This window comes from Actinoplanes sp. ATCC 53533 (assembly GCF_003947245.1).
Window position 1 is genome coordinate 12651 of the sequence record NZ_QHHV01000022.1, and the last position, 25252, is coordinate 37902.

At 71.8% G+C, this 25252-nt stretch carries 29 protein-coding genes; 14 read left to right on the forward strand and 15 right to left on the reverse strand.

Translation table 11 applies throughout. From position 1 onward, the window contains the following. Nucleotide 1: 1 nt before the first annotated feature. The 5 genes from DMB66_RS08625 (at nt 2) to DMB66_RS08645 (ending at nt 4639) form a co-directional block, all read left to right on the forward strand. A complete protein-coding gene (locus tag DMB66_RS08625; protein ID WP_233624399.1) occupies nt 2-325 on the forward strand; it encodes a PadR family transcriptional regulator in 324 nt (107 codons plus the stop codon). Continuing rightward, the gene (locus DMB66_RS08630; protein WP_125803505.1) at nt 322-1137 is read left to right on the forward strand and encodes an ATP-binding cassette domain-containing protein; all 816 of its coding nucleotides are present in this window, start codon (nt 322-324) and stop codon (nt 1135-1137) included. Before DMB66_RS08625 ends, DMB66_RS08630 begins: the two co-directional genes overlap by 4 nt. After that, nucleotides 1134-1820: a hypothetical protein gene (locus DMB66_RS08635; protein WP_125803506.1), complete on the forward strand. Its 687-nt coding sequence runs from the start codon at nt 1134-1136 to the stop codon at nt 1818-1820. Before DMB66_RS08630 ends, DMB66_RS08635 begins: the two co-directional genes overlap by 4 nt. A 113-nt stretch (nt 1821-1933) precedes the next feature. Continuing rightward, nucleotides 1934-3001 carry an ATP-dependent DNA ligase gene (locus DMB66_RS08640; protein WP_125803507.1) on the forward strand — a complete coding sequence of 356 codons (1068 nt, stop codon included), beginning with the start codon at nt 1934-1936 and terminating at the stop codon, nt 2999-3001. An 84-nt stretch (nt 3002-3085) separates the two neighbouring features. After that, entirely contained in the window at nt 3086-4639 is a 1554-nt protein-coding gene (locus DMB66_RS08645) for an alpha/beta hydrolase (RefSeq protein ID WP_125803572.1), read from the forward strand. On the opposite strand, the gene DMB66_RS08650 is transcribed toward DMB66_RS08645, so the two are convergent. Beyond that, complete coding sequence (locus DMB66_RS08650) at nt 4590-5045, reverse strand: potassium channel family protein (RefSeq protein ID WP_125803508.1); 456 nt, start codon at nt 5043-5045, stop codon at nt 4590-4592. The two genes, DMB66_RS08645 and DMB66_RS08650, sit on opposite strands and share 50 nt — an antisense overlap. Before the next feature lie 65 nt (nt 5046-5110). Here DMB66_RS08650 and DMB66_RS08655 point away from each other — a divergent pair, with 65 nt between their 5' ends. Beyond that, nucleotides 5111-5578 carry a GNAT family N-acetyltransferase gene (locus tag DMB66_RS08655; protein WP_125803509.1) on the forward strand — a complete coding sequence of 156 codons (468 nt, stop codon included), beginning with the start codon at nt 5111-5113 and terminating at the stop codon, nt 5576-5578. A 46-nt stretch (nt 5579-5624) separates the two neighbouring features. Here DMB66_RS08655 and DMB66_RS08660 read toward each other — a convergent pair whose 3' ends face one another. From DMB66_RS08660 to DMB66_RS08675, 4 genes are all read right to left on the reverse strand, one after another. Then, entirely contained in the window at nt 5625-6167 is a 543-nt protein-coding gene (locus DMB66_RS08660) for a hypothetical protein (RefSeq protein WP_125803510.1), read from the reverse strand. Between the two features lie 45 nt (nt 6168-6212). Beyond that, entirely contained in the window at nt 6213-7235 is a 1023-nt protein-coding gene (ligD, locus tag DMB66_RS08665; protein WP_125803511.1) for a non-homologous end-joining DNA ligase, read from the reverse strand. Between the two features lie 76 nt (nt 7236-7311). After that, on the reverse strand, nt 7312-7836 hold the full coding sequence (locus DMB66_RS08670) for an LPXTG cell wall anchor domain-containing protein (RefSeq protein ID WP_158647180.1): 525 nt from the start codon (nt 7834-7836) through the stop codon (nt 7312-7314). 108 nt (nt 7837-7944) lie between these two features. Then, nucleotides 7945-8433, reverse strand: a complete 489-nt coding sequence (locus DMB66_RS08675) for a hypothetical protein (RefSeq protein WP_125803513.1) — start codon at nt 8431-8433, stop codon at nt 7945-7947. A gap of 77 nt (nt 8434-8510) precedes the next feature. Between DMB66_RS08675 and msrB the strand changes: the two genes are divergently transcribed. Next, entirely contained in the window at nt 8511-8915 is a 405-nt protein-coding gene (gene msrB, locus DMB66_RS08680) for a peptide-methionine (R)-S-oxide reductase MsrB (protein WP_125803514.1), read from the forward strand. Here msrB and DMB66_RS08685 read toward each other — a convergent pair. The 5 genes from DMB66_RS08685 to DMB66_RS08705 form a co-directional block, all read right to left on the reverse strand. Next, on the reverse strand, nt 8896-9387 hold the full coding sequence (locus DMB66_RS08685) for a dihydrofolate reductase (protein WP_125803515.1): 492 nt from the start codon (nt 9385-9387) through the stop codon (nt 8896-8898). The genes msrB and DMB66_RS08685 overlap by 20 nt on opposite strands. 43 nt (nt 9388-9430) lie before the next feature. Then, complete coding sequence (locus DMB66_RS08690; protein ID WP_125803516.1) at nt 9431-10228, reverse strand: thymidylate synthase; 798 nt, start codon at nt 10226-10228, stop codon at nt 9431-9433. Between the two features lie 68 nt (nt 10229-10296). Continuing rightward, nucleotides 10297-10551 carry a hypothetical protein gene (locus tag DMB66_RS08695; protein ID WP_125803517.1) on the reverse strand — a complete coding sequence of 85 codons (255 nt, stop codon included), beginning with the start codon at nt 10549-10551 and terminating at the stop codon, nt 10297-10299. A 74-nt stretch (nt 10552-10625) separates the two neighbouring features. Continuing rightward, nucleotides 10626-10844, reverse strand: a complete 219-nt coding sequence (locus DMB66_RS08700) for a DUF397 domain-containing protein (protein WP_125803518.1) — start codon at nt 10842-10844, stop codon at nt 10626-10628. 59 nt (nt 10845-10903) lie between these two features. After that, nucleotides 10904-11179, reverse strand: coding sequence for an isoamylase early set domain-containing protein (locus DMB66_RS08705; RefSeq protein WP_125803519.1), 276 nt, complete (start codon nt 11177-11179; stop codon nt 10904-10906). A gap of 76 nt (nt 11180-11255) precedes the next feature. Here DMB66_RS08705 and DMB66_RS08710 point away from each other — a divergent pair, with 76 nt between their 5' ends. After that, nucleotides 11256-11699 carry a GNAT family N-acetyltransferase gene (locus DMB66_RS08710; RefSeq protein ID WP_125803520.1) on the forward strand — a complete coding sequence of 148 codons (444 nt, stop codon included), beginning with the start codon at nt 11256-11258 and terminating at the stop codon, nt 11697-11699. On the opposite strand, the gene hemQ is transcribed toward DMB66_RS08710, so the two are convergent. The 3 genes from hemQ to hemE all read right to left on the reverse strand — a co-directional run bounded on the left by hemQ (nt 11696) and on the right by hemE (nt 14988). Continuing rightward, nucleotides 11696-12400 carry a hydrogen peroxide-dependent heme synthase gene (gene hemQ / locus DMB66_RS08715; RefSeq protein WP_125803521.1) on the reverse strand — a complete coding sequence of 235 codons (705 nt, stop codon included), beginning with the start codon at nt 12398-12400 and terminating at the stop codon, nt 11696-11698. The two genes, DMB66_RS08710 and hemQ, sit on opposite strands and share 4 nt — an antisense overlap. After that, on the reverse strand, nt 12397-13794 hold the full coding sequence (locus tag DMB66_RS08720; protein ID WP_125803522.1) for an NAD(P)/FAD-dependent oxidoreductase: 1398 nt from the start codon (nt 13792-13794) through the stop codon (nt 12397-12399). Before DMB66_RS08720 ends, hemQ begins: the two co-directional genes overlap by 4 nt. A gap of 165 nt (nt 13795-13959) precedes the next feature. After that, nucleotides 13960-14988, reverse strand: a complete 1029-nt coding sequence (gene hemE / locus DMB66_RS08725; RefSeq protein WP_233624400.1) for a uroporphyrinogen decarboxylase — start codon at nt 14986-14988, stop codon at nt 13960-13962. An 86-nt stretch (nt 14989-15074) separates the two neighbouring features. Between hemE and DMB66_RS08730 the strand changes: the two genes are divergently transcribed. Then, complete coding sequence (locus DMB66_RS08730; RefSeq protein WP_125803524.1) at nt 15075-15647, forward strand: DUF3000 domain-containing protein; 573 nt, start codon at nt 15075-15077, stop codon at nt 15645-15647. An 8-nt stretch (nt 15648-15655) separates the two neighbouring features. Here the strand turns inward: DMB66_RS08730 and DMB66_RS08735 are convergent, their stop codons facing one another. Then, nucleotides 15656-16735 (reverse strand): M14 family zinc carboxypeptidase, encoded by a 1080-nt coding sequence (locus DMB66_RS08735; protein ID WP_125803525.1) that lies wholly within the window; start codon nt 16733-16735, stop codon nt 15656-15658. Nucleotides 16736-16807: 72 nt separating this feature from the next. Further along, complete coding sequence (locus DMB66_RS08740) at nt 16808-17806, reverse strand: S1C family serine protease (protein ID WP_125803526.1); 999 nt, start codon at nt 17804-17806, stop codon at nt 16808-16810. 201 nt (nt 17807-18007) lie between these two features. Here DMB66_RS08740 and DMB66_RS08745 point away from each other — a divergent pair, with 201 nt between their 5' ends. The 5 genes from DMB66_RS08745 to DMB66_RS08765 all read left to right on the forward strand — a co-directional run bounded on the left by DMB66_RS08745 (nt 18008) and on the right by DMB66_RS08765 (nt 25221). Then, nucleotides 18008-19339: a ribonuclease D gene (locus DMB66_RS08745; RefSeq protein ID WP_125803527.1), complete on the forward strand. Its 1332-nt coding sequence runs from the start codon at nt 18008-18010 to the stop codon at nt 19337-19339. A gap of 327 nt (nt 19340-19666) precedes the next feature. Next, entirely contained in the window at nt 19667-20863 is a 1197-nt protein-coding gene (locus tag DMB66_RS08750) for a thiolase family protein (protein ID WP_125803528.1), read from the forward strand. 5 nt (nt 20864-20868) lie between these two features. Continuing rightward, on the forward strand, nt 20869-22929 hold the full coding sequence (locus DMB66_RS08755) for a 3-hydroxyacyl-CoA dehydrogenase NAD-binding domain-containing protein (protein ID WP_125803573.1): 2061 nt from the start codon (nt 20869-20871) through the stop codon (nt 22927-22929). A 147-nt stretch (nt 22930-23076) separates the two neighbouring features. Further along, nucleotides 23077-23997, forward strand: a complete 921-nt coding sequence (locus tag DMB66_RS62475) for a hypothetical protein (protein ID WP_199752149.1) — start codon at nt 23077-23079, stop codon at nt 23995-23997. A gap of 123 nt (nt 23998-24120) precedes the next feature. Next, nucleotides 24121-25221 carry a hypothetical protein gene (locus tag DMB66_RS08765; RefSeq protein WP_125803529.1) on the forward strand — a complete coding sequence of 367 codons (1101 nt, stop codon included), beginning with the start codon at nt 24121-24123 and terminating at the stop codon, nt 25219-25221. Nucleotides 25222-25252: the final 31 nt, after the last annotated feature.

Genomic DNA, 25252 nt, shown 5'->3' on the forward strand with positions numbered 1-25252 from the left:
CATGGAACGGCGGGCGCAATGGCTGCGCGGGGTCCTCGACCTGTGTGTGCTGGGCGCGCTCGCCCGCGGCGAGTCCTACGGCTACGAGATCGCCCAGCGGCTCGAGCACGGCGGGCTCGGCACCATCGCCGGCGGCACGCTCTATCCGGCCCTGCTCCGGCTGGAGCGCCTCGGCCTGCTGGCGACCGACTGGCGGGCCGGCTCCGGCGGACCGCCCCGCAAGTACTACCGGCTCAGCGACGAGGGCGCCGCGACCCTGCGCGGTGCGGGCGCCGACTGGGCCGCCTTCGTGGGCAACGTCAACACCTTCCTGGAGGTCCCGTGACCGTGGATGACTGGCTCGCCGCACTCGCGGCCGAGTTGCGCCGCCGCCGGGTCGACCCGGCCGGCCCGGTCGGCGAGGCCGCCGCGCACCTGCGCGACAGCGGCCGACCGCCGCTGGTGGCCTTCGGGCCACCCGTCGCCTACGCGGCGGCCGTCGTGGACAGCCTGCGGGGCGCGACCCTGGAGCTGCGCCGGCCGCCGTCCGGCGAGGTCCGGCTGCGGGCCACCAAGATCACCAAACGGTACGGCCGCAGCCCGGTCCTCAACGGCGTCGACCTCAGCGTGCGCGCCGGTGAGGTGGTGGCACTGATCGGCGCCAACGGCAGCGGCAAGAGCACCATGCTGCGCATCTGCGCCGGGCTGCTGTCCCCCGACTCCGGCCGGGTAGAGCTGAGCGGCACGGTCGGATACTGCCCGCAGGACGGCGGCACCGCGGACTTCCTCACCGCCGACGAGCACTTCGTGCTGGTGGGTGCCGGGCGCGGGGCCTCGCGTGGCGCCGCCCGGGCGCAGGGTCGCGCGGCCGCGGCGGCTCTCGACTGGCCGGGCGCCGAGCGCGCCGGGGAGGCCCGGCATCTGTCCGGCGGCACCCGCCAGAAGCTCAACCTGGTCCTGGGCGAGCTCGGCGACCCGGACGTGCTGCTGCTCGACGAGCCGTACCAGGGCTTCGACAACGGCACCTACCTGGACTTCTGGCAACAGGTGTGGCGCCTGCGCGACGCCGGCAAGGCGATCGTCGTCGTCACCCACCGGCTCAGCGAGCTCGAGCGGGCGGACACCGTGCTGGATCTGACCCCCGGGGGCCCGCGATGAAGAAGACCCTGGTCGTCGCCGAGATGGCGCTGCGGGAGATCTCCCGGCGCCGCGGCGTGCTCGTCCTGCTCGCGCTGCTGCCGCTGGCGTTCTACTACAGCCGGCGCGGCGAGGCGTACTGGCAGTCGGTGCGCTTCGTGAGCCTGGGCATCGGCTGGACGCTGAGCACCGCCGCGCTGTTCGCGGGCAACGCGGCCCGCGGCATCGAGCCCCGGCTGCGGCTGTCCGGCTACGCCACCCATCAGCTGTACCTGGGCCGGCTGGTCGCGTTGTGGACGCTCGGGCTGGCCCTCGCCGTGCCGTACTTCCTGCTGATCCGCTTCGACCTGGACGATGTCCGCTACGACGCGATCGCCCTGATCCTGGTGCTGACCGTCGCGGTGGCGCCCCCGCTCGGGCTGGCCGTGGCCGCGGTGCTGCCCCGGGAGCTCGAGGGGATGCTGGTGCTGCTCACCGTGGTGGCCATGCAGATGATGCTGAATCCGGACAAGGCGGCGGCGCACGCCCTGCCGTTCTGGTTCACCCGAGAGATCGGCGTCTACGCCGTCGAGAGCGGCGCGGACCCGGACCACGTGGTCCGCGGATCGATCCACGCGGCCGTCGCGCTGGCCGTGTTCCTGACCCTGGTCGCACTCGCCGCGACCGTCCGGCTCAGGCGCCGCCCACACGTCTCCATCGCCTGACCCCCGCGGCTCTTCCTTTCCGGCCGGCTGGGATTGGCCCTGGCGGGCTTCCTTCCGGGCCCGCCGGGAGCGTCCGGGCTTCCTTTCCGGCCGGGAACGGGGAGACTGGGCCGATGGACCTGCCGATCAACCCGCCCGTGAAGCCGATGCTGGCCAAGCCCGTCGCGGACATCCCAGCCGGCCAGCTCTACGAGCCCAAGTGGGACGGCTTCCGGTCGATCATCTTCCGCGACGGGGCGGAGGTGGAGATCGGCAGCCGCAACGAGAAGCCGATGACCCGCTACTTTCCCGAGGTCGTCGAGGCCGTGCTGGCGAACTTCCCGGCCCGCGCGGTGATCGACGGCGAGATCATCGTCGCCGACACCGGGCGCAACACCCTCGACTTCGAGGCCCTGCAGCAGCGCATCCACCCCGCGGCGAGCCGGGTCAAGCTGCTCTCCGAGCAGACCCCGGCGGGCTTCGTCGCCTTCGACCTGCTGGCCCTGGGCGACGAGGACCTGACCACGCTGCCGTTCGCCGAGCGCCGGGCCCGCCTGGTCGAGTGCCTGGCCGACGCGAAGCCCCCGGTCTACGTCACCCCGGCCACCGACGACCTGGCGACGGCGCGCCGGTGGTTCGCCCAGTTCGAGGGCGCCGGCCTGGACGGGCTGATCGCCAAGGGCAAGGAGCTGGGCTACGAGCCGGACAAGCGGGTCATGACCAAGATCAAACACAAGCGTACGGCGGACTGCGTGGTAGCCGGCTACCGCGTGCACAAGTCCGGCGAGAACCGGATCGGCTCCCTGCTGCTCGGCCTCTACGACGAGCGCGACGTGCTGGTCTCGGTCGGCGTCATCGGCTCGTTCTCGATGGCGGTCCGCGAGGAGCTCTTCACCGAGATGCAGCAGCTGGTCACCACGTTCGAGGGGCACCCGTGGAACTGGGCGGCGCACGAGCAGGGCGAGCGCACCCCCCGCAAGAACGAGGTCAGCCGCTGGAACAACGGCAAGGACCTGTCCTTCGTGCCGCTGCGCCCCGAACGGGTCGTCGAGGTCCGCTACGACTACATGGAGGGCCTGCGCTTCCGGCACACCGCGCAGTTCGAGCGCTGGCGCCCGGACCGCGAGCCGGCTTCCTGCACCTACCAGCAGCTGGAACGGCCGGTGCGGTTCCAGCTCGCGGACGTGCTGACGAGCCACTGAGCAAGGTTGTCAGACTTCTCGGCTAGCCTCGTGCGAGCAAGAGCCGATCGAGAAAGGCCGCGCACTGTGCCGCGTACCCCCCGAATGGTCCTGGCCGCACTGGTCGTCGCGGTCATCGCGACCGCCGGTTGCACGCTGCCGGTCTTCGCCCCAGACGACTCCGACGGCACCGCGCCGGTCGCCACCGGCAGCAAGGCGCCGCCCGCGGTGCCCGGCACGCAGGCGCAGTGGGTCCCCTGCCGCGACGTGCCGCAGAAGCTGGTCGGCCAGGCCGCGTCCGGCATGACCTACGACTGCGCGTCGGTGGCCGTGCCCCGCAACTGGGCGGCCCCCCAGTCCGGCGAGACCTACGACGTCGCGATGATCCGGATCCGCTCCGCGACGCAACGCGACCGGATCGGGTCGCTGCTGATCAACCCGGGCGGCCCCGGCGCCTCCGGCATCGACACGGCCGTCTACCTGTCCTTCGGGCAGAAGCTGGGCGGCCTGCCGACCGAGGTGACCGACCAGTTCGACATCGTGGGCTTCGACCCGCGCGGCGTCGGGCGCTCCGCACCGATCAAGTGCATCAGCAGCAAGGACCAGGACGCGTCGTTCGCGGCGCCGCCGGATCCACGCACCGACGCCGAGTTCCAGGAGGTCGTCGCGCTCAACAAGCGCATCGCCGAGGGCTGCGGCCAGAAATACGGCGCCCAGTTGCCGCTGTTCTCCACCGAGCAGGCGGCCCGCGACATGGACGCGATCCGCACTGCGGTCGGCGACCAGAAGACGACCTACCTGGGCTTCTCCTACGGCACCCTGCTCGGCGCCACGTACGCCCAGCTCTTCCCGGACAAGATCCGGGCGCTGGTGCTGGACGGCGCGATCAACCCGAAGCAGGACTTCGTCGCCGGCTCCGAGTCGCAGGCCAAGGGCTTCGAGCGCGCGTTCACCAACTTCAGCACCTGGTGCCAGGCCAACGCCGCCAAGTGCCCGATCGCGCCGGACGCCCGGGGCGCGGTCACCGACGCCCTGGCCAAGGCGGCGGTTTCCCCGGTCGACGGCCCCGACGGCCGGGACGCCACCTCCGGGTGGATCTTCGTGGCGGTGATCTCGTCGCTCTACACCGAGTCGGGCTGGCAGGAGCTCGCCAAGGCGGTGGATGACCTGCAGACCGGCGACGCGGCGGGCATCTTCAAGCTGGCCGATCAATATGCCGACCGCGATCCGGACGGCAGCTATTCCAACCTGTTCGACGCCAACCTCGCGGTGAACTGCGCGGACACCGCCGGCGCACCCACCGTGGAAAAGGTCCGCCAGCTGCAGGCCGAGTGGCGCAAGAAATATCCGCTGTTCGGCGCCGCGCTGGCGATGGGCATGCTGCCGTGCACGTTCTGGCCGGGCGCGCGGGATCCCTACCCGGCCGGTGCCGCCGCCGGCGCGCCGCCGATCGTGGTGGTCGGCACGACGGGCGACCCGGCGACGCCGTACGAGAACACCGCCGAGCTGGCCAAGATGCTCGGCACCGGTCAGGTCCTCACCTGGGAGGGCGAGGGGCACACCGCCTATCCCAGCACCAAGTGCATCGTGGACGCCGTCGACGGCTACCTCATCGATCTGCGGGTGCCGAAGGAGGGCCTGCGCTGTCCGCCGCAGTGATCCCCTCCCGGGCGGCCAGCTCCTCCAGCAGCTGACGCACGTGCCGCAGGTTGTCCTTCAGCTCTTCCTGCTCCTCGTGCTGGAAGGCGTCGTGATCGACGATGAGCTTGCTGGCGAAGTGCGCCGTGATCAGCGGGACGACGATCAGCACCATGATCGAGATGAGCAGGGCCGCCATCAGCCGGCCCTCGAAGGTCACCGGTGAGATGTCGCCGTAGCCGACCGTCGACGCGGTGACCACGGCCCACCACAGGGCGTCGCCGAAGCTCTTCTCCTCGAAGAAGTGGTAGAGCACGCTGCACGTCGCGATGAGGATCAGGTAGGAGAGAATCAGCGTGCGCGGCGAGTTGGCGAGCCAGATGAGCCCGCGATAGACCCACCGCGCCGGAGTCAGCAGCAGTCGCATTCGGTCATCGTGCACCGCGGTGACCAGCCAGCGGCTCAGCCCGTCGGGCGTGTCAGGATGACCACGTGGCCCACGTGATCTTTCGCGGCGCGACCCGCGCCGACGTACCCGCGATCCTCGAACTCCTCGCCGACGACGAGATCGCCCGCTCCCGGCAGCCCGGGAGCGCCACACCGGAATCCGTGGACGCGGCGCTCTGGGCGGCCTTCGAGGCGATCGACGCCGACCCGCGCAACGAACTGATCGTGGCGGACGAGGACGGCGCGGTGGTCGGCACCTGCCAGCTCACGTTCACCCCGTCACTGAGCCGGCGCGGCGCGGAGCGGATGACCATCGAGGCCGTCCGGGTCCGCGGCGACCTGCGCGGGCGCGGGGTCGGCCGGGCGATGATGGCCTGGTCGCTGGAGCGAGCCCGGGAGCGCGGCTGCGGCCTGGCCCAGCTGACCACGGACAAGCGCCGCACGGACGCCCACCGCTTCTACGCCGCGCTGGGCTTCGAGGCCTCACACGAAGGCTTCAAGATCAAACTCTGACGCCGAACCGAGGCGCGCTGCGAGGGCACCCGGTGGGGCTGCCGGCTCAGGCGAAGTCGCGGTGCTTCAGCTTGGCCCTGCGGCCGTCCGGATGGTGCCAGACGATGCCCTCGTAGCGGGGGTGTGCCAGCAGCCAGTCACGGAGACCGGCCAGGTCACGGGGCACGTCGAGCTTGTCGGCGTCGGCGTGCGCGACGAGTTCGTGGCCCCGTACCGCCTCGGGGTTGCCGTTGATCTTCGGGCCGATCAGTTCGTAGGTTCCGGGGTTTCGCCGCTCGGGCGCGGCCTCGAGGGCTTCGGCGTGGTACTTCGCATATGCCGACTGCCCGATCGGCTCCCAGCCCATGGTCTTGCCGGTGACCTCGTCCGTCACCACCGGGCGATAGCCGGGCGGCCGCACCCGGCCCGGCCGGACCTCGCGCCGCGCCCACCAGGTGCCGTCCTCGTCGAGCAGCACGCAGGTGCCGTCGTACTTGCGCGTCGGCGTTCCCTCGCCGTCGAGGACCCACTGGCAGGCGGGGTTGGCCTCGGGCAGGACGCGCTTGCGGTCGTCCGGATCGCGGCGGAACAGGGTGGGAATCTTGTTCATGAGGAAATGATCTCAACACGAGGAAAGCGAATTTCCGCGCATCGCCTATTTGAGGTCGCGGTCCTTCGAGGGTTGGACTCGCTTGGGCTCTCCCGGCATCTTCGGGTGGTCGGGGGGATACGGCAGATCACCCAGGCCCGCCTTCTCGTCGCGGGCCGACCATTCCAGCAGCGGCGCGATGTCGTAGGCGATGTCGTCGATCGCCGCGTGCGGGTCGCCGATCTCCGCGAACCGCTTCGGCACGGTGCGCAGGTCGAAGTCGTCCGGCTCGACCTCGGTCAGCTCGGCCCAGGTGACCGGCGTGGAGGCGGTCGCCCGGGCGTTGGCCCGCAGCGAGTACGCGCACGCGATCGTCCTGTCCCGGGCGGTCTGGTTGTAGTCCAGGAAGACCCGCTCGCCGCGCTCCTCCTTCCACCAGGACGTGGTGATCCGGTCGGGGCTGCGGCGTTCGACCTCACGGGCGAGCGCGATCGCCGCCCGCCGGACCGCCACGAAGGAATGGGCAGGGGCGATCCGCACGTACACGTGCACGCCGCGGCCGCCGGAGGTCTTCGGGTAGCCGGTCCAGCCCAGGTCGTCCAGGACCTCGTGCACCACGCCGGCCGTGGTGACCACGTCCTGGAAGTCGGTGCCCGGCTGCGGGTCGAGGTCGATGCGCAGCTCGTCCGGCTGGTCGGGGGCCGCGCCCCGCACCGGCCACGGGTGGAAGACGATCGTGCCCATCTGGGCCGCCCAGGCCACGTGCGCCAGGTCGGCCGGGCAGAGCTCGTCGGCGGTACGCCCGCTCGGGAAGGTGATCGTGGCGCTCTCGACCCACGGCGGCACGCCCCGGGTGGCGATCCGCTTCTGGAAGAACATCTCGCCCTCGACACCGTCGGGGAAGCGTTGCAGCGTCGTCGGCCGGTGGTCGAGCGCACGCATGATGCCGTCGCCGACCGCCAGGTAGTACTCGAACACGTCCCGCTTGGTGTAGCCCCGTTGCGGGAAGACGACCTTGTCCGGGCTGCTCAGCCGTACCTGTCGGCCGGCGACCTCGACCTCGACGGCGGGTGACTTGGACGATGCCATGCCAAGACCTTAAGCCCGCTAGGGCTGAGGCCGCCCCCGGAAGATCCCGGGGACGGCCTTTCGGGGCAGCGACTGCTCAGGCGCTGCGCCGGCGCCGCGCGTAGTAGACGGCGCTCGCGCCGCCGACGACCAGCAGGCCGCCGAGCGCGAGGGTGAGCCCCATCGGCGCGCCGGTCAGCGGGAGCGTGCCGCCCGCGCTGACCCCACCCGGGGTGCTGCCGCTGGGCGCCGGCGAGGTCGCCGGGAGCTCGCCACCCGGCGGCACGGTGTTGACACTGGCCGTCGGCGTCGGCGACGACGGGGTCGGCGACGGCGTCGGGCTCTCGCCGCCGTAACCGCCGCCACCACGGGTGGGCCCGGTGCTGGTGGCGGCGGGTGCCGAGCCGTTGCTGCCCGGCGTCTGGTTGCCGGCGTTTCCGTAGTCGCACTTCTCGCCGCGCGGCACTTCGGAACACGGCGTGGTCATCACGGCGGGCTGCTTGGCGCGAGCGGCGGACTCGTCGCCCGTCGCGGCAGCCGGGGACCCGGTGAGGGCCAGTGCGGCGAGGACGGTGACGCCGGCCGCGGGCAGTCCAGCGGCCAACCGGCGCGTCAAACTCATGAAGGGCATCCGTTCTGTTGCGGTAAGTCCGTCTTGGTCCGGTGGGAGCTTAGCGGCTAATGCCCGTTTTGGCGGCATTGCCCGAGAGGAGTCCCATCGAAAGAGGGATCAGAGCGGCACGCCGCCGAACCGGTGGCTGCGCCACAGGTGGGACAGGGCGAAGACCTTGAGCTCGAAACGCGGGTCGGCGGCGAACAGCTCCCCGGTGTACGGCGCCCGCAACTGCACGCTCGCGCCGGACTCGAAGTAGACCGAGACCACGGTGCGCGCCCCGCGCCGCTCGGCCCGCAGGTCCACGACCCGGCTCCACGGCTCGACGCCCACGCCGAACGGCGTCACGGTGTGGATGCCGCCCGCGTCGATCTCGGTGCCCAGGCGGGGCCGCAACAGCACCCCGGCCAGCGCGCCGGCCAGCGGTGGGCCGAACGCCAGCACCGGCCAGAGCCACAGTGGCGGTGCGGCGGCCGCCGTCCCGGTGAGGGCCACCACCATGGCGAGCAGGCCGGCCGACACCCCCACCACCGAGCCGAGCACGCCGAGGTACGTGCCACGGGCGAGGGCCTGTTGCCGGGTGGGGCTGAATCGCGCTGCATCCATGACTGCTCAACGGCTGCCGCCCCGGCCGGTCGGCGCACTGGCGGTGCGCCGCCGCCGTACCGACGTACCTTTGAGGCATGGCAACCGACAAGACCACCCTGCCCACCACCGAAGAAGAGTGGCGGGTCCGCCTGAGCCCCGACGAGTTCCGGGTGCTGCGCCAGGGCGGGACCGAGCCGGCCTGGCGCGGCGAATACGTCGACACCAAGACCGAGGGCACCTACGAGTGCCGTGCCTGCGGGGCCGCCCTCTACCCGAGCGACACCAAGTTCGACTCGCACTGCGGCTGGCCGTCCTTCGACGACGCCATCCCCGGCGCGATCCGGGAGATCGAGGACCGCAGCCTCGGCATGGTCCGCACGGAGATCCGCTGTGCCCGGTGCGACAGCCACCTGGGCCACGTCTTCAAGGGCGAGATGATGACGGCGAAGAACACCCGGCACTGCGTGAACAGCCTGTCGATCAAGCTCGACCCGAAATAAGCTCCTCCACCGTGTATCGCACGCCGGTGTCCGACGTCCGCGTCTCGGCACCGGCGGCGAGCCGCCACTCCGGCCCGAGCCGGGGGGCGAAGGTGTCGCCGGGGACCGCGAGGTCGATGCGGGTGCGCACGACGTGGTCGGCGTGCGGCAGCAGCGCGGTGTAGACCGCGGCCCCGCCCATCACCCAGAAGTCGTCATGGACCCGCAATAGCGCCTCGACCGAGCCAAAAGCCTCGACCGAGCCGAGGTTCGCCGCCCAGCCCGGCTGCCGGGTCAGCACCACGTTGCGCCGGCCGGGCAGCGGGCGGACCCGCTCCGGCAGCGAGTCCCAGGTGGCGCGCCCCATCACCACGGTCGAGCCCATCGTGCGCTCGCGGAAGGTCGCCTGCTCCCCCGGCACGTGCCAGGGGATCTCGCCCTTCGCACCGATCACACCGTCGTGCGCCTCGGCCCAGATCAGATGGATGGTCATACCGTGCCCTCCTGACCGGCCGGGTGCCGCTCGGTGCGGGCGGTCATACCGCGACCGGCGCCCGCAGGGCCGGGTGGTGCTGGTAGCCGACCAGCGAGAGGTCCTCGTAGGTGTAGTCGAAGAGCGACTCGGCCGGGGCGATCTCCAGCCTCGGGAAGTCGTACGCGGGCCTGCTCAACTGCTCACGCACCTGCTCGACGTGGTTGGCGTAGACGTGGCAGTCGCCGCCGACCCAGATGAGGTCGCCGGGCACCAGGCCGGCCTGCGCCGCGATCAGCTGCGTCAGCAGCGCGTAGCTGGCGATGTTGAACGGCACGCCGAGGAACATGTCCGCGCTGCGCTGGTAGAGCTGGCAGGAGAGCCGGCCGTCGGCGACGTAGAACTGGAACATCGCGTGGCACGGGGCGAGCGCCATCTCGGGCAGCTGGGAGACGTTCCAGGCCGAGACGATCATGCGGCGGGAGTCCGGGTCGCGGCGCAGCGTGGCGAGCAGCTCGGTGATCTGGTCGACGTGGCCGCCGTCCGGCGTGGGCCAGGACCGCCACTGCTTGCCGTAGACCGGGCCCAGGTCGCCGTGCTCGTCGGCCCACTCGTCCCAGATCGTGACGCCGCGCTCGCGCAGCCACTGGGTGTTGCTGTCGCCACGCAGGAACCAGAGCAGCTCGACCGCGACCGACTTGAAGTGCACCCGCTTGGTGGTGACCAGCGGGAAGCCCTGCGACAGGTCATATCGCAGGCGTTCGCCGAAGAGGCTGACCGTCCCGGTGCCGGTGCGGTCCGCCTTCGGGGTGCCGGTCTCGAGAACCCGGCGCAACAGCTCTTCATACTGGGTGTCGACCATGGCGCCACGCTAGCGCCTCGGGCCCGCCCGGAGCCGCAGGACCCCGGGCGGCGGTGGTCACACCGGCGTCAGTGCGCCCAGGACTCGCTCATGGCCGAGATCTGCTGGTTGAGCTGCTGCAGGTCACGGTTCGGCTCGTCGCGCTGCCGCGCCGGGTCGACCGCCGCGAAGCCGAGCTGGGCGCCGAGCTGCTGCCACCGGGCGAACAGGATGGGCTCGATGAGCACCTCCCTGACGGCCTCGTGGGCAGCCTCGAGCTCCTTCACGGCAGCCTCGTACCGCTCCACCTTTTTCAGCAGGTCAGAACTCTCGTGAATGGTCATACCGGCAGGCTACCCAGAAATGAACCTTTTTCAGGTTGATATCCGGAAAGACCGCCATGTCCATGTTCGCCACGCTACAGGTCGAACTCGCCGTCCTTGGCACCGCCGACGAAGGCGTCCCATTCGGCCGGCGTGAAGAACAGCACATCGCCGTCCGGCTTACGCGAGTCGCGGACGGCAACGCCACCACCGTCGAGCAGAGCTACCTCGACGGCGGCGGCTCCCGCCTGGGTGGATCCGGCACTGCGGCGCCACACGGCGTTGGTCAGGTCAGCCTCGAACTTTTTCACCACGCGCACAGTGTGCCAAGTGACGGCGCGGGGCGAAAGGGAGGTAACCAGTACGGGTGGGCTCAGAGCAGGAGTTCGCTGCCCTGCGGCCCGACCACGTCGGCGTGCTCGTCGTCGAGCCAGACGCCGTCGCTGGCCAGGTAGCGGAAGCGGTAGTGGCCCGGGTCCAGCCGTACGGTGACCGTCCGGGTGCCGTCGCGCCGGTCCTTGAGCTCGTGCAGCCCCGGCTCCCAGTCGTTGAACGTGCCGACCACGCTCACCGCCCCGTCGGGGGCGTCCTTCGGCAGGCAGAACGTCACCCGGGTCTTGTTGCCGAAGAGCTTGCTTCGCTTGATCATTTTCGCCTCCAGAGTGCGCGGCTCCTCTTGCCCCAACGCCCGAGGGTGCGATTCGGTGACGCCTAAAATCCGACTCATGCATCCGGAGCCCCGCGAAGAGATCCGGGTGGCGTCGTTCCGCGACCTCGACGTCACCACCCTGTACGCGATCCTGAAGCTGCGCGTCGACGTGTTCGTCGTGGAGCAGAAATGCCCGTACCCGGAGCTGGACGGGCGCGACGACGAGCCCGGCACCCGCCACGTGTGGCTGTCCCGGGGCGACGAGATCCTCGCCTACCTGCGGATCCTCGACGACGGGGAGACCGAGCGGATCGGCCGGGTGGTCACCGCGACGAGCGCCCGGCAGGGCGGCTATGCGAGCCGGCTCATGGCGCACGCGCTGGAGGTCATCGGCAACCGGCCGAGCACGCTGGAGGCGCAGGCGCACCTCACCGGCTTCTACAGCCGGTACGGCTACGCACAGGCAGGACCCGGGTATCTGGAGGACGGCATCCCCCACATACCCATGAGGAAGTCCTAGGGCAGCGCCGCGACCAGCTCGGTGACCGAGCGCCGGCGGCCGGTGTAGAACGGCACTTCCTCGCGGACGTGCCGGCGGGCGGTCGAGGCGCGCAGGTCACGCATCAGGTCGACGATCCGGTGCAGCTCGTCGGCCTCGAACGCCAGCATCCACTCGTAGTCGCCGAGCGCGAACGACGCGACCGTGTTGGCCCGCACGTCGGGATAGCCGCGGGCCATCTTGCCGTGCTCGGCCAGCATGAACCGCCGCTCCTCGTCGGGCAGCAGATACCACTCGTAGGACCGGACGAACGGGTACACGCAGATGTAGGGGCGGGCCTCCTCGCCGGCCAGGAACGCCGGCAGGTGGCTCTTGTTGAATTCGGCCGGGCGGTGCAACGCCATCTGGGACCAGACCGGTTCCAGGTGGCGGCCGAGCGCGGTGCGGCGGAACAGCCCGTACGCCTCCTGCAGCGCGTCCGGCGACTCCGAGTGCCACCACACCATGATGTCGGCGTCGGCGCGCAGCCCGGCCACGTCGTACGTGCCGCGCACCACGACGTCCTTGCCCAGCAGCTGCTCGAACAGCGCGTCGACCTCGCCGGCCAGGTCCTCGCGCAGGGCCGGCAGCGGCGACGCGACCTTGAAGACCGACCACATCGTGTAGCGGATCGTCGCGTTCAGCTCGTTGATCCGCGCGGCGTTGGTCTGCTGCTCGGTCATTGCTCCTCCAGGTATTTGAGAACGTCGTCGGCGGCGCTCTCGCCGCTGGCCACACAGGCGGGGATGCCCACGCCGTCATAGGCGGCGCCGGCCAGGGTCAGGCCGGGCGCGCCGGCGAGCGCGGCGCGGGCCAGCGCCACCCGGTCGAGGTGCCCGGGCGCGTACTGCGGCAGCCCGCCGCCCCAGCGTTGCACCCACGACCCGGCCGCCGGCGGCAGCTCGCCGCCGAGCAGCCGGCCCAGCTCGGTGTGCGCGGTCCGGACGAGCACGGGGTCGGGCGGCTGCAGCCGCTCCTCCTCGCCGGCCCGGCCGAGCGAGGCCCGGATGATCACCGGACCGTCCGCGCGGGCCAGGTGCGACCACTTCCGCGTGACGAAGGTGGCGGCCTTGACCAGGGTGCCCTCGCTCGGCGGCACCAGGAAGCCGGACAGCTCGGGCAGCGGGGTGCCGGGCGGCAGCGCCAGCGCGATCAGGGCGACGCTGGCGTAGTCGAGCGCCTCGACCTCGGCCGCGGCGGACAGGTCGACCCCGGCGAGCATCCGGGAGGCGGGCCGGGCGGGCACCGCGAGCACGACCGCGTCGACGTCGTCGGTCTGCGGCGCCGGGACCGGCCCCAGCAGCAGCCGCCAGCCGTGCCGGGTGCGGGCGATCTCGCGGACCGGCAGGCCGAGGCTGATCCGCGCGCCGCTGGCGCCCGCCGCGGCGCCGATGAGCTGGGTCATTCCGCCGTCGACAGCGCCGAAGACCGGCCGGCCGGGCACCCGGACCGCGGCGGCCTGAGCGGCCCGGACGGCGCCGGCCAGGGTGTGCTCGACGCGGGCGGCGCGGGCCAGCGCGGGCATGGTGGTGGCCAGCGAGAGGCGGTCGGCGCGGCCGGCGTACACGCCGCCGAGCATGGGGTCGACCAGCCGGTCGGCGACCTCGTCGCCGTAGCGGGCCCGGACCAGCGCGCCGACGGCGACGTCGGCGCCGGGCGCCAGCAGCGGGCGGCCCTCGTCCGGGTCGGCGCCGGCGGCCGGCTGCGCGACCGCGCCGAGCAGGCTCAGATCCCCGGGTACGCCGACCAGCGTCCCCTTGGGCACCGGCTGCAGCACGCCACCGATCGCGAGGGCGGCCGGGATCGCGGACGGGTGCACGAGACGGTCGCCCAGCCCGAGCCGGCGCACGAACCGCACGGCCGCGGACTCCCCGCCGTCCGCCCCGCCGACCAGGAAGGACTCGGCGCCGCGCTCGACGGTGGTGCCGGCCAGCTCGCCGGTGCGCAGCTTGCCGCCGAGCCGCCCGGACTGCTCGTAGACGATGATCTCGGTGTCCGCGGGCGCCCGGTCCCGGATCCGCACGGCGGCGGCCAGCCCGGCGATCCCCCCGCCGATCACTGCCACTCGCTTCCGCACAACGCTGAGCCTAATGGCCTCGCTCCGCTCGGCGGGATCGCGCCCTTAAGGTCGTTGTCGATGTCACCGAGAACGACCACGGCGAAGAGCGCCTAGTCGTTCGCGGCGCCGTCGACAACGACGGCGCGATCCGACTCGGGTCACGGCCGGACCGCGAAACTTCGATCAAGTGCGATGGACCAGGTCTACGAGGCGGGTGAGGACCTCGGGGTCGGTCTCCGGCATGACGCCGTGGCCGAGGTTGAAGACGTGGCCCGGGGTGGCCTTGCCCTCGGCCAGCACCCGCGTCGCCTCGCGCTCGACGACCTCCCACGGCGCGAACAGGATCGCCGGGTCGAGGTTGCCCTGGACCGCCTTGTCCGGGCCGATCAGCGTCGTGGCCCGGTCCAGCGGCGTGCGCCAGTCCACCCCGACCACGTCGGCGCCGGCCTCACCCATCGCCTTGAGCAGCACCGCCGTGCCGACGCCGAAGTGGATCCGCGGCACGCCGGCGCCGGCCAGCCCGGCGAGCACCTTCGCCGAGTGCGGCAGGACGTGGCGGCGGTAGTCGGCCTCCGACAGCGCGCCCGCCCACGAGTCGAAGAGCTGGACCGCGCTGACCCCCGCGCCGATCTGGACCCGCAGGAACGCCAGCGTGATGTCGGCCAGCCGGGAGAGCAGGGCGTCCCACAGCTGCGGCTCGCCGTACATCATGGCCTTGGTCTTCAGGTACGTCCGCGAGGGTCCGCCCTCGATCAGGTAGCTGGCCAGGGTGAACGGGGCCCCGGCGAAGCCGATCAGCGGGATCCGGCCGAGCTCGGGCACCAGCATGCGCACGGCCTCGTCGACGTAGCCGACGTCGGACGGCTCCAGCGGCCGCAACCGCTCCAGGTCCGCGGCTGTCCGGATCGGTTCGGCCACCACCGGGCCGGTGCCGGCCACGATGTCCAGGTCGACGCCGGCCGCCGCGAGCGGCACCACGATGTCGCTGAACAGGATCGCGGCATCGACGCCGTGCCGGCGTACCGGCTGCAGGGTGATCTCGGTGACCAGGTCCGGCCGGCGGCAGGACTCGAGCATCCCGACGCCCGCGCGGATCTTGCGGTACTCGGGCAGGGACCGCCCCGCCTGCCGCATGAACCAGACGGGGGTGTGCGGCACCGGCAGGCCGCGGCACGCCCGGATGAACGCCGAATCTTGGAGAGTCGTGGTCACCCGCGACATCGTGCCACGTGAGTGAACGGGTCCGTGCGGCGCGCCGCGCGGGCCGGTTTCGCGGTGATCGGCATAGGCTTCGAGGCATGGGTCCCACGTCCGCCGCACCCGAGGCGTTCACCCGCGCCGTCACCGGGCTGCGGGCTGCCGCGCCGCGCGCGGAGATCCTGCTCGAGGAGATCGCCGCGCCCCAGCGGCTCGCCCCGTACGGCTTCGCGCTGAGCGCGACCGTCCTGCGCGACGGCGAAGAGGTGGCCAGCGGCCGGCTGATCCTGCTGCACGACCCGGCCGGGCACGACGCCTGGCAGGGCAACCTGCGGCTGGTCACGCTGATCACGGCGGAGCTGGAGTCGGACATGGCCGGCGATCCGCTGCTGCCCGCCGTGGCGTGGACCTGGCTCACCGACGGGCTGGAGCAGCACGCGGCGGACTACACTGCGATCGGCGGCACGATCACCCAGACGACCTCGACCCGCTTCGGCGAGCTGGCCGGGCCGGTGCCGACGGCCGACCTGGAGATCCGCGCGTCGTGGACGCCGACCTCCGACGACCTGGGCGCCCACCTGCAGGGCTGGTGCACGATGCTCGCCTCGACGGCCGGCCTGCCGCCCCCGGGCGTGACCGCCCTGGACAGCCGCCAGCGCGCCGGGGCGAACTAGCCACAACGTCAGGCGGCGTCCGCCCGGAGCAGTGTGGACGCGGCACCCGGCAGCGCCGGGCCGCGCTCGGGAACGGTGTCGGCGCGGGCCGGATCGGCGCGCCACAGCGAGCCGTCGGCGGCACCCTGCGCCGTCGCGATCATCGACAGGTAGGCCGTGCGGATCTGGAACTCGACCTGCTCCGCGGGGAGGTCGGAGAGTTCCACCAGGAGCGAGGCGCTGCCGAGGATGCCGTACGCGTTCCGCGCGATGCCCTCGTAGTCACCACCCGGATAGCGGGTGACGTTGGCCCCGGCCAAACCCGTCATCGCGTCGTAGTCGCGCACCGCCAGCCGCCGCGACGCGGTGACCGCGGCACTCGGCGCCAGCGGGCTGGTCGGCCAGAGGAGCGAGGCCGTCGTCTCCCGCCCGTCGGGCTGCAGGTAACGCCCCTGCATGTGGTAGTCGATCACCACGCGGGGGTGGGTGGCGTGCCAGTGCCGCAGCACGGCCCGGGACTCCGGCACGGGGTTGTCCTCGATCGGCGTCAACGGGTTGTGGAACCGGTTGATGTCGTAGCCGACACCGGGCTCCGCATAGTCACCGGACGCGCCCGGGTCATGGTTGAAGCGCTGGTTGCGGACCGCGCCGTCCGGGTTGGCCTGCACCACCACGTCCAGGGTCACCTGGCTGCCCAGCCAGCGGTGCCAGGGCGTGTTCGGCACGCCGAGGGCCCACAGCGCCCGCACCGCGGCCGGGGTGCCCAGCGGCTCGTCGCCGTGCTGCTGCGTCACGTAGAGCAGGCGGGTCCTGCCGTGCCCCACGGTGGCCAGCCGCAGCGGCCGGCCCTCGTTGCTGCGGCCGATGACACCGAGCCGGACCCGCCCGTCACTGGCCTTGGCGATCCGCGCCAGGGCCCGGCCCACCTCGGCCGGGCTGGGCCGGGCGGAGATCAGGTCGGTGGGCGCGGTGTCGGTGAGCGCGGTGTTGATGGGCGCGGTGTTCGTGAGCGCGGTAAGGCTCGGAGCCGGGTGCGCCGCCTGGGCGGCGCCCGGAGTGGCGATCAGCCCGGCGGCGAGGAGAACGGCGGTGGCGATCTTCCATCTCACGGACTGACCCCCAGATCGAGTGGCTTCGATGTCACCACTCACTCTAGGAGCACGGCGCCCGGGCCGCAGCCGCTAGCAGACCTTGAACTCGTCGCAGGCCGTCTTGATGGGTACGGCGAGACCGATGCCGTCCGCGTCCCGGGCCTTGGCGGTCGCCAGCCCGATGACCTCGTCCGCGCTGTTCACCACCGGTCCGCCCGAGTTGCCCGGATTGATGGAGGCGTCGAACTGGATGACCGGTCCGTCCGGGTCGTCCGGCCGGTACGCGCTGACCACCCCGGTCGTCACGGTGTCCTCGAGCCCCAGCGGCGCGCCCACCACCACGACCTGCTGACCCGGCTTGACCGTCGCGGCCGCGATGTCCAGCCCGGCGATCTTGCGGGTGGCGCGCAGCAGCGCGAGGTCCTTGCCCTTGTCGACCTTGACGATGGTCGCCGACACCTCGTCCTTGCCCCGTTCCAGGAAGACCTTGCGGCCGCCCGAGGCCCAGACGGACTCGACCACGTGATAGTTCGTCAGCAGGTTCGCCTCGCCCTCCTTCGCCTTGGCGCCGACCGAGAAGGCCGTACCGGTGAAGTTGCCGGCCCGGACCCGGAAGACGCTCGGCAGCACCGACGACGAGATCGCCTCGGGGTCGAAGACCGCGGCGAGCTTCTGCTCCAGCCGGTCCGCCCGCTGGGTGAGCTGGTCCTGGCGCTGCATCGCGTCGGCGAGCTGAGCGTTGCTCGTGCCGAGCCGGTTGTCGACCCGGTCCAACCGCCAGGCCTGCCAGCCGGCGACCACCAGCAGGAGCAGGACGAACAGCATCATCGCGAGCCGGCTGCGACCGCGGCCGTTGAGCACCGCCGGCTCGGTCGCCGGATCGGCCACCACCGGGTACGCCGCGTCGCCGGTCGGCAAGGACAGGAACGGGTCGCCGAACTCGCTCGCCGGGCGCGGATGACCGAACCGGGGCGCGGTCCGCGGCGCCTGGGCCCACTCGCCCGACGGGTGGTCGGGGAGGCTCAGCAGCGGGTCCTGTGGCAGCCGGCGCGGGCCCGGCACCCCGTAGGGGTCGTAGGCGGTCGTCATGCGGCGCGGGCCTCCCGGGTATCGACGCTCCGTCCTCTAGTACGGACGGAAGGGTGCCCCCGGACTGGCGCGCACGAGGTTAATTGAAATATCTCTTGAACTCTTTCTTGAAACGGCTCCGCTCGGGCCAAGTGGATCGAGAGCCGACGCGCCGGGACCCGGCTGCGCACGCAGGGGGCGGTACCCCCGTACGGTTACGGAGTGACCGACGAAGCACCCCTGCGCCGTCGGGACGCGCCGGACCAAGCAGGGGACGGACCGCACGCCGTGCCGCCCGACCCGATGTCTGGCGGTCCCGAGCCCGAGCCTGCCCCCACCTCTGTCCCTCTCACCGCGCCCCGCGACGGCACGCCGCGGCCGGTCGAGTCCGCCGATGACTTGGCCGAGGTGGTCGCGCGGATGGCCGCGGGTTCCGGTCCGGTGGCCGTCGACGCCGAACGCGCTTCCGGTTACCGCTATACCCAGCGGGCCTATCTGGTGCAGCTGCGCCGCGCCGGCGCCGGCACGGTGCTGATCGATCCGATGCCGCTGGACGACCTGCGCACCCTGGACGCGGCGCTGGCCGAGACCGAGTGGGTGCTGCACGCCGCCAGCCAGGATCTGGCCTGCCTGGCCGAGGTGGGCATGAAGCCACGCCGGCTGTTCGACACCGAACTGGCCGCCCGGCTGGCCGGCTTCGAGCGGGTCGGGCTGGCCGCGCTCACCGAGCAACTGCTGGGCTACTCATTGGAGAAGCACCACTCGGCCGCCGACTGGTCGACCCGGCCGCTGCCGGAGTCGTGGCTGACGTACGCGGCCCTGGACGTCGAGCTGCTGACCGACCTGCGCGACCTGCTCGCCGCGGAGCTGGAGCGCCAGGGCAAGTCCGCGTGGGCCGCCGAGGAGTTCGCGGCCCTGGTGGCCAGCGCCGACCGGCCGCCGCGCAGCCGTCCCGACCCGTGGCGGCGCACCTCGGGCATCCACCGGGTCCGCGGCGCCCGCGCCCAGTCCCGGGTCCGCGCCCTCTGGCATGCCCGCGACGGCGTCGCGGCCCGCCGCGACTCGGCGCCGGGCCGGGTCCTGCCCGACTCGGCGATCATCGCCGCGGCCGAGCTCGACCCGAAGGACGAACGCACCCTGCTCAGCCTGCCGGGCTTCGGCGGCCGCTCGGTGCGCCGGCTGGCCCGGGTATGGCTGGACGCGCTGGACGCGGCCCGCGCGCTGCCCGACGACGAACTGCCGGTGAACGTGCCGGTCGACGGCCCACCGCCGCCGCACCGCTGGGCGGAACGCGACCCGGTCGCGGCGGCCAGGCTGCAACGCTGCCGGCAGATCGTGATCGGTACGGCCGAGGCACACACCCTGCCCCCGGAGAACCTGATCAGCCCGGACTTCATCCGCCGGCTGGCCTGGTCCCCGCCGGAGGACGTGTCGCCGCAGACGGTGGCGGACACGCTGCGCGGCTTCGGCGCCCGCAACTGGCAGGTGGGCCTGATCGCCGACGGCATCGCCAAGGTCCTCCCCGAACCACCCCCGGCGGCACCGGCAGATTGATCACGCCACCGCGCCATACCGCCCCGGAGGCGGCCGGTGTCTCCATCCATCGGCGAACTGGCGAATTGGCGGGTTTGTGCACGCACGAAGCTGGCAAGGTGGGGTCACCCGTTCATGAGCCGCCAGGCGATTGGGTGGCCCCGCCCGGTCTCGGCGGGAGCGACGGTCAGCACGATGCGACCAGGCACGACCGGAATTTGATTTCGATCTTGACCAAGAACGACCCACCTACCTTCGAGGGAAGTACCACACCAAGGTAGGCAAGGAAGTTACTGACGAGTAGCATGAGACTCTCACTCCCTGGGTTCGCCTGCAAGGAGGCTTGTTGTGCCCCGAGTAAGCCGCGAGGTCGTCTTCGTCGACGGCGTCCGCACACCGTTCGGCAAGGCGGGCGGCATGTATGCCGAGACCCGTGCCGACGACCTGGTGATCCGCTGCATCCGTGAGTTGATGCGGCGCAACCCGCAGCTGCCGCCCGAGCGGGTGGACGAGGTCGCCATCGCCGCCACCACGCAGACCGGTGACCAGGGCCTGACCATCGGCCGGACCGCCGCGCTGCTGTCCGGGCTGCCCAAGACCGTGCCCGGCTACGCCATCGACCGGATGTGCGCCGGCGCCATGACCGCGGTGACCAACGTCGCCGGGGGCATCGCCATGGGCGCCTACGACGTCGCCATCGCCGGCGGGGTCGAGCACATGGGCCACCACCCGATGGGCGAGGGCGTCGACCCCAACCCGCGGATCCTGGCCGAGAAGCTGGTCGACCCGTCCGCGCTGGTGATGGGCGCGACCGCGGAAAATCTGCACGACCGCCTGCCGGGCATCACCAAGGAGCGCGTCGACGCCTACGGGCTCGCGTCCCAGGAGAAGACCGCCAAGGCCTACGCGAACGGCAAGCTGCAGCCCGACATGGTGTCCGTCGCGGTCCGCAACGCCGAGCAGGGCTGGGGCCTGGCCACGGTCGACGAGGCGCCGCGCGAGACGTCGATGGCGAAGCTCGCCACGCTCAAGACCCCGTTCCGCCCGCACGGCAAGGTCACCGCGGGCAACGCGGCCGGGCTCAACGACGGCGCCACCGCGGCCATCCTGGCCAGCGAGGACACCGCTCGCGAGCTGGGCCTGCCGGTCGCGATGCGGATGGTTTCCTACGGCTTCGTCGGGGTCGAGCCCGAGATCATGGGGTACGGCCCCATCCCGTCGACCGAGAAGGCGCTGCGCCTGGCCGGTCTGACCATCGACGACATCGGCCTGTTCGAGCTGAACGAGGCCTTCGCCGTGCAGGTGCTGGCGTTCCTCGACCACTACGGCATCGCCGACGACGACCCGCGGGTCAACCCGTGGGGCGGCGCGATCGCCATCGGCCACCCGCTGGCCAGCTCCGGCGTCCGGCTGATGACCCAGCTGGCCCGGCACTTCGCCGAGCACCCCGAGGTGCGGTACGGCATCAACGCCATGTGCATCGGCATCGGCATGGGCGGCACTGTGATCTGGGAGAACCCGAACTGGGAAGGTGCGGAGAAGTGACGGTGCTGCCTGACTACCCGAACGAGGTCGTGACCAAGGCGCTCGTCCGCCTGGTCCGTGTGCCGGGGCTGGACAAGCCCGCCGCGCTGATCACCCTCGACAACGGCCTGGACTACAAGAAGCCCAACAGCTTCGGCCCGGCCGGCCTGCGCTCGCTCGACGAGGCGATCACCGCCGCGACCGAGGCCGATCCCGCGTTCATCGCGCTGACCGGCAAGCCGTACATCTTCTGCGTCGGCGCCGACATCACCGGCATGCCGTTCATCACCCAGCGGGAGCAGGCTGTCGCGCTCGGCGAGCTGGGCCACCGGGTGTTCGCGCGGCTCAAGGATTCGAGCATCCCGACGTTCGCGTTCATCAACGGCGCGGCGCTCGGCGGCGGCCTCGAGGTCTCCCTGCACTGCCACTACCGCACGGTGTCGACCGGCGCTGCGGCGCTGGGCCTGCCCGAGGTCGCGATCGGCCTGATCCCCGGCTGGGGCGGCAGCCAGCTGCTCCCCAACCTGATCGGGGTGCCCGGCGCGGCGCAGATCATCCTGCAGAACCCGCTCACTCAGAAGGTGCTCCGGCCGAAGCAGGCCCGCGAGATGGGCGTCGCCGACGAGCTGTTCGAGGCCGCCGATTTCCTGGAGCGGTCGCTGGAGTGGGCCGCCGGCGTCGTCAAGGGCGAAGTGACTGTCGAGCGCCCCGAGGTCGACAAGGACATGTGGGACGGCGTGCTCTTCTTCGCCAAGCAGCAGCTTGACGAGCGGCTGCACGGCGCGGTGCCGTCGGCCAACAAGGCCCTCGAGCTGCTCGCGCTGGCGAAGGACGCGACCTTCGAAGACGGTACGGCCGCCGAGACGCAGGCGCTCGCTGACCTGATCATGGGCGACGAGTCCCGCGCCAGCCTCTACGCCTTCGACCTGGTGCAGCGCCGCGCGAAGCGCCCGGTGGGCGTGCCGGACAAGTCGCTGGCCCGCAAGGTCACCAAGGTCGGCATCGTCGGCGCCGGCCTGATGGCCTCCCAGCTCGCGCTGCTGTTCGCCCGCCGGCTGCAGGTGCCGGTCGTCATGACCGACCTGGACCAGAACAGGGTGGACAAGGGCGTCGACTACGTCCGCGGCCAGATCGACAAGCTGGTCGCCAAGCGCCGGATGGACGAGGGCACCGCGGCCAGGCTGCGCGGCCTGGTCAGCGGCTCGGTCGACAAGTCCGTCTTCGCCGACGCCGACTTCGTGATCGAGGCGGTCTTCGAAAACCTCGACCTGAAGAAGCAGATCTGGGCCGAGCTGGAGAAGATCGTCGCCCCCGAGGCGATCCTGGCGACCAACACGTCCTCGCTGTCGGTGACCGACATGGCCGCCGACCTCGAGCACCCCGAGCGGGTCGTCGGCTTCCACTTCTTCAACCCGGTCGCCGTGCTGCCGCTGCTGGAGATCATCAAGGGCGAGCGGACCGACGACGTGGCGGTGGCCACGGCGTTCGCCGTCGGCAAGGAGCTGCGCAAGTCGTCGGTGCTGGTCAAGGACGCCCCGGCGTTCGTGGTCAACCGGCTGCTGACCCGCTTCACCAGCGAGGTCTTCAACGCGATCGACGCCGGCACCCCGCTGGCGGTGGTCGACACGGCGCTGGACCCGCTGGGCCTGCCGATGCGGCCGATCGCGCTGCTGCAGCTGGTCGGCCCCGCGGTCGCGCTGCACGTGGGCGAGACCCTGCACCGGGCGTTCCCGGACCGCTTCGGCGACAGCCCCAACCTGCGCAAGATCGTCGAAGCCGGCCTGCCGCTGATGGCCGACGACGAGATCAACCCCGAGGTGGTCAAGCTGGTCGAGGGCGGTTCCGCCCCGCTGACCGGCGATGAGGTACGCCAGCAGGCGCTCGACGCGCTGGCCCAGGAGATCCGGCTGATGCTGGACGAGGGCGTCGTCGCCGAGGCGCAGGACATCGACCTGTGCATGATCCTGGGCGCCGGGTGGGGCTTCCACCTGGGCGGCGTGACGCCGTACCTGGACCGCAGCGGCACCTCGGAGCGCGTCACCGGCAAGCGGTTCCTGCCGCGGGGCGTGGCCAGCCTGCCGGCCTGATCCCCGTCCCCGACCGGCGTCCCCGTGCCTGCCCTTGGCACGGGGACGCCGTCGGGTAGGCGCTCTGTCGCAGAAGTGACAGGTTGGCGACGACACCGGTAGCGCCGAGTCGGTAGGCTCGCTGACCTCATCAGCTTTGGAGTTCGCATGTCACAGCCGCCGTCCCAGCCCTACCCCGGCGAGCCCGGTCCCGAGGGTGGCTATCAGCCTCCGGCGGCCCCCGGTTCCTACCCACCGCCCGGCCAGGGGTCATACCCGCCGCCCGGCGGCCAGGGTGCCTACCCGCCGCCGCCCGGTTCCTATCCGCCGCCGGCTCCCGACCAGGGTTCCTACCCGCCGCCGCCCGCCGACCAGGGTTACTACCCGCCGCCGGCCGCTCCGGGTTCCTACCCGCCGCCGGGCGCCGACCAGGGTGGATATCCGCCGCCCGGCGCCGGCTACCCGGGACAGGGCGCGCCGCAGTACGGCGCCGGCCCGGCGCCCAAGAAGAAGTCGTCGGCGCTGAAGATCGTGCTGATCGTGGTCGGCGTCGTCGCGCTGCTCTGCGTCACCGGCAGCACGATCGCCTTCTTCGCCGCCAAGGACAAGGTCTCCGAGGTCATCGACGCCGCCAAGATCACCGTGGTCGAGCCCGCGACGCTGGGCGGACGCCCCAAGGCCAGCGACCCCTCGCTGCAAAGCAGCGCCGACGGCCTGAGCGGCATCATGTCCAACGTCCCGGGCGCCACCGGCTCCGTCGGCGCGATCTACGGCGACCTGCAAAACCAGGACATCGTCATGGTCGCCGCGGCCTCCTCGATCAACGGCTCGGCCGAGGACCGCTTCAAGGAGCTGAGCACCAGCACGGGCAGCGGCGGCATCAACATCGACAACCTCACCGACACCGACCCGGGTCCGCTCGGCGGCATCGCCAAGTGCGGCGACACCAACAACGCCGGCGTGCCGATGGCCGTCTGCATCTGGTCCGACAACGGCAGCGTCGGCATGCTGGCGATGATGTTCAAGGGGAAGGCGGACCTCGAGAAGGAGTTCATCACGCTCCGCGGCGAGGTCGAGAAGAAGTCCTGACCTGTCCCGAGCCTCGCCACACCCGGCCCGCCCGGTGTGGCGAGGCTCGCTGCAGTCCCTTGACCACCCGCGACCGGCGGCGACTAGGCTCCCCGGTGCTGTAGCCCGATCGATGGAGCGTTGATGTCGCAGCCGCCGAACCAGCCCTACCCGGGCCAGCCCCACCCCGAACAGCCCGGCCCGGAAGACCCGTGGCCCGGTCAGCCGTATCCGGACCCGTCCTATCCGGGGCAGCCCTATCCGGGGCAGCAGCAGTCCGGGCAGCCCTATCCCGGTCCGGCGACCGGCGAGCAGCCGTGGTCCGTGCCGCCCGGGTCAGGTCAGCCCTACCCGGGTCAGCCCGGCTATCCCGGGCAGCCCTATCCGGGGCAGCCGGGATATCTCGGCCAGCCGTACCAGGGACAGCCGAACCCCGACGTGCCCTCCTCCGTGCCGCCGCAGCCGGGTTATCCCGCGCAGCCGACCTACGTCCAGCAGCCGTCATATCCGCAGCCGGAATACGGGGGTTACCCGCAGCCGGGCTATCCCCAGGCCGGGCCGCCGATGCAGGGCTATCCGCCGGCGCCGAAGAAGAAGTCCAAGGCGCTGCCGATCACGCTGGTGTCGATCGCCCTGGTGCTGGTGGTCTGCGTCGGCGGCAGCACCGCGATCTATCTGGCCGGGCGCAACACCGCCGAAGGCTTCGCCGACGCCATCTCGTCGGGGGCGCCGACCCCGGGGGCGACCGGCCGCACCGAGCCGACCGAGGAAGCGACGAGCGCGCCCACGATCACGATCGCCGAGCCGAAAAAGCTCAGTGGCCGCCCCAAGGTGACCGACCCCACATTCGCGGCCACGGCCGATCAGCTCAAGAAGAGCCTGGCGCTGCTGCCCGGCGCCTCGCAGACGGTCGGAGCGGTCTACGGCACCCCGTCGAAGCAGGATCTCGTCCTGGTCGTGGCGGCGAAGTCCTTCGTGGCCGACCCGAAGACCGAACTGGAGAACGCCTTCAGCGGCTCGAATGTGGACAGCCTGAAACTGACTGGTATCACCAGCATCCCGGCGGGCCCGCTCGGCGGCGTCGCGAAATGCGCCAAGGGAAAGGGCGGCGGATCGCCCCTGTCGATGTGCGCGTGGGCGGACGAGGGCAGCTCCGGCTGGGTGATCTGGTACTTCACCTCGCTGAGCAAGGCCAAGGCCGAGTTCATCAAGGTGCGGGGCCAGGTCGAGAAAAAGTCAAACTGACACGCCGGACGGCCGCGTCACACGTTCGTAT